The 3,457-nt window shown below is 49.6% G+C and carries 2 protein-coding genes; both read left to right on the forward strand.

Annotation, left to right across the window (positions count from 1 at the left end; all coding sequences use genetic code 11):
* Nucleotides 1-136 precede the first annotated feature (136 nt).
* Nucleotides 137-1,087: a glutathione synthase gene (gshB, locus tag B5J94_RS13695; protein WP_062501304.1), complete on the forward strand. Its 951-nt coding sequence runs from the start codon at nucleotides 137-139 to the stop codon at nucleotides 1,085-1,087.
* A 196-nt stretch (nucleotides 1,088-1,283) separates the two neighbouring features.
* A complete protein-coding gene (locus tag B5J94_RS13700) occupies nucleotides 1,284-3,407 on the forward strand; it encodes a PhoX family protein (RefSeq protein ID WP_062501306.1) in 2,124 nt (707 codons plus the stop codon).
* The last annotated feature ends 50 nt before the right edge of the window (nucleotides 3,408-3,457 follow it).

Genomic DNA, 3,457 nt, shown 5'->3' on the forward strand with positions numbered 1-3,457 from the left:
GGTATCATGGTATCTGAGCCTGCCTGCGGGTCGATTTCCGTCATGGTTCGACAGGCTCACTGAGCGGTTTTCTTGGCAGTATGCTTTTTTGAGCCACAACCAACCTTTTTAACCATTTTAAAAACTGGAAAATATGATGAAAAAACTTAACTTTCTTATCGTCATGGACGATATTGCCACCATTAACTACAAAAAAGATACGTCCCTTGCGATGATGTGGGCGATAGCCGAGCGTGGGCATGGTTTGGCGTATTGTGGCATTCATGATTTGTGGCTTGACAAGGGCGAGCTGTGCGTGGATAAGCAGGACGTGGAAGTCTTTAAAAATCCTGATGATTTTTATCAACTTAGCGAAAAAACAACCGTCAAAGCCACAGAATTTGATGTGATTTTGATGCGTAAAGACCCGCCTTTTGACATGAATTTTTTATACGCTCTGCACCTGTTGGAATACGCCAAGCGTGCAGGCGTGTTGGTGGCAAATGACCCAAGTTCGGTGCGTGCGTGTAATGAAAAGCTCTTTGCCACGCAGTTTAGCGAGCTGATGAGTCCGACCATTGTTACTGCTAGGCAGTTGCACATTCGTTCATTTATCAATGAGCATAAAGATGTGATTGTCAAACCGCTTGACGGCATGGGCGGTATGGGGATTTTTCGTTTGACGGCAGACAGCCCAAACATCGGTTCAACTTTGGAGATGCTGACCCAACTGGGAACCTTGCCTATTATGGCTCAAAAATACCTGCCTGAGATTAAAGACGGCGATAAGCGAGTGCTAATTGTTGGCGGTAAAGTCGTACCATTTTGTTTGACTCGTATCCCACAAGGGGGCGAGACTCGGGGTAATCTGGCGGCGGGCGGTCGCGGCGTTGCCATGCCACTGACAGACGCTGAGCGAGCCGTTGCTGAAAAAGTCGCCCCTATGTTGGTAGAAAAAGGCTTGTATTTTGTGGGGCTTGACCTAATCGGAGCAAAAATTACCGAGATTAACGTAACGTCCCCAACGTGCGTGCGTGAGATTGATGAGCAATGTGGCACAACCATTGCGGTGGATTTTATTGAGTTTGTTGAAGGTTTGATAAAATAAATATTGTTAATTTATTGTGATTGTGGGGTAAATTGCAATTTCATGAGATAAATATATCATTTTGGGTGTTTTAAAAAATAAGACGGTCTGTCCGTCTTATCTTGGCATAATTTCATCAAATTATCATAAGCCGTTCACAAAACCGTCATAAAAACCCCTTATTCTATGCGTACTTTGATAACCTTTGGAGTACGCCATGCCATTGCACAGCAATACCGACCTAGACCACGATGACGAAATCATCGAAGACTCAAACCCCACCAACAACCCCGAATTTGCCAATATGCTCATCAAAAGACGCTCTATCTTAAAGGGCGGAGCAGGGCTGATGACCGCAAGTTTCTTTGGCTCATTGCCCCTTATGGGCTGTGCCACAGGGGCAAGCAGTGCAAAAATGGCAACCAATGCAGGCAAACCCCTAAAACGCCCAACCGCCCTAAAATTCACCGCCGTTCCCCATTACACAGGGGGCGACATGATTGTGGCGGACGGCTATCATGCCGAGCTGATTTTGCCCATGGGTACGCCCATTGTGAGCGGACTTGGCGAGTGGACGGACGACCGCATGGTGGTGGGCGAATCTTTTAAATACCGCATGGGCGACAACCATGACGGTATGTGGTTTTTTGGCTTAAAAAACGGCAGTTACGCCCCCGATGTATCCGAGCGGGGACTGCTTGCCATGAACCACGAATACACCAATTCAAACCTAAATCCCATGGAAAATTACTCCGACCAAGACGATACCGCCCCCAAGATTTTTCAAAAAAGACGACTTGCCAATGACGTTCGCCGTGAGATTCACGCTCATGGCGTGTCGGTGGTGGAGATTAAACGCACGCCCACAGGCTATGAACTCATCAAAGATTCGCCCTTTAACAAACGCTACACCAGTGGCACGCCAACCCGACTGTCAGGCGTGGCAAAGGGCAGTGAATTTGTCAAAACACGCCTTGACCCACAAGGCTTATCGAGCGTGGGTATCAACAACCAATGTGGGGCAGGGCTGTCGCCTTGGGGGACGTATTTGACGACCGAAGAGAACTTTTTGAATGTGTTCGCTCGTGGGGCGGACAAGGACATCATCGGCGACAAAAACGACAAACGCCTTGCCCGATATGGCTTAAAAGAAGACACGATAGGCGACCCTGCTTACAGTTGGCACACGCCAAAGGACGGACAGGCAGGCGAGTTTGACCATTGGGACATCACCGCCAAGGCAGACAAAACCGCCACGGACGATTGTCGCCACACCTTTAATACCTTTGGCTACATTATCGAGATTGACCCTTTTAATCCAAAAGCCAAAGCGGTAAAACGCACAAGTTTGGGGCGGTTTGCCCATGAAAACTGTGCCTTTGCTCCACCAAACGAAGGCGAACCGCTTGTGTTTTATATGGGCGATGATGCTCGGGGCGAGTACATTTATAAATTTGTCTCCGACGCCAAATGGACAAATGCCGATGTGGGTGGTGGGCTTGCGGTGGGCGATAAATATCTCGATAAAGGCACGCTGTTTGTGGCGGTGTTTCACGATGACGGCACGGGGCAGTGGCGTGAGCTGTCCAAGAAAAATCCTGTGCTTGCCGACTTTGAGAGCGATGCCGAGATTGCTGTGTTTGCTCGTATGGCAGGCGATAAGGTGGGGGCGACCAAAATGGACAGACCAGAATGGGTGTCGGTAAGCCCCATAACTCGTGAGATTTATGTAACTTTGACCAACAATTCTAAGCGTAAAGAAGAAGACGTGAACGGGGCAAACCCCAGAAGCTATGACGGCAAGGGCAATCAGCACGGGCATATCATTCGCTTTGCCGAGACGGCAGGGGGCGTGGGCGGTACGTTTGTTTGGGATATTTATCTGTTTGCATCTCCCCATGACAAGCACGAGCAGAACCTATCGGGCTTGAGCGCCGAGAACGACCTATCGTCCCCTGACGGGCTGTTTTTTGACCCCCGTGGCGTGCTGTGGATTCAGACCGATGACGGGGCGTACACCAAAACGACCAACTGTATGCTACTGGCAAGTCTGCCCAATCACATCGGAGACGGAGCAAGCCTAACAACCACCACAGGCAAAACGACCCACATGGGAGCAAAAGCCACGCCCGACACGCTAAAACGCTTTTTTGTCGGGCCAAAAGGGTGCGAAGTAACGGGCATTACCATGACCCCTGACTGCAAGGCGTTGTTTATCAACATTCAGCACCCCGAAGGCACATTTGGGGCGGTGGCAGGGGGCAAAACCCCACGCTCTGGCACGGTGGTCATTACCAAAAAAGACGGTGGCGTGATTTTGGCGGAGTCGCTGGACGGGTAGGGTGTTTAATTCAAATAAAAAAAGGGGGTGTTTGAACCGACCCCCAAATC

The sequence above is a fragment of the Moraxella lacunata genome, from assembly GCF_002027545.1.
GTDB classification, from domain to species: domain Bacteria; phylum Pseudomonadota; class Gammaproteobacteria; order Pseudomonadales; family Moraxellaceae; genus Moraxella; species Moraxella lacunata.

Excerpts from the sequence above, each read along its gene's own strand:
- gshB (WP_062501304.1), top strand. The coding sequence starts at position 137 with ATGAAAAAACTTAACTTTCTTATCGTCATGGACGATATTGCCACCATT.
- B5J94_RS13700 (WP_062501306.1), top strand. The coding sequence starts at position 1,284 with ATGCCATTGCACAGCAATACCGACCTAGACCACGATGACGAAATCATC.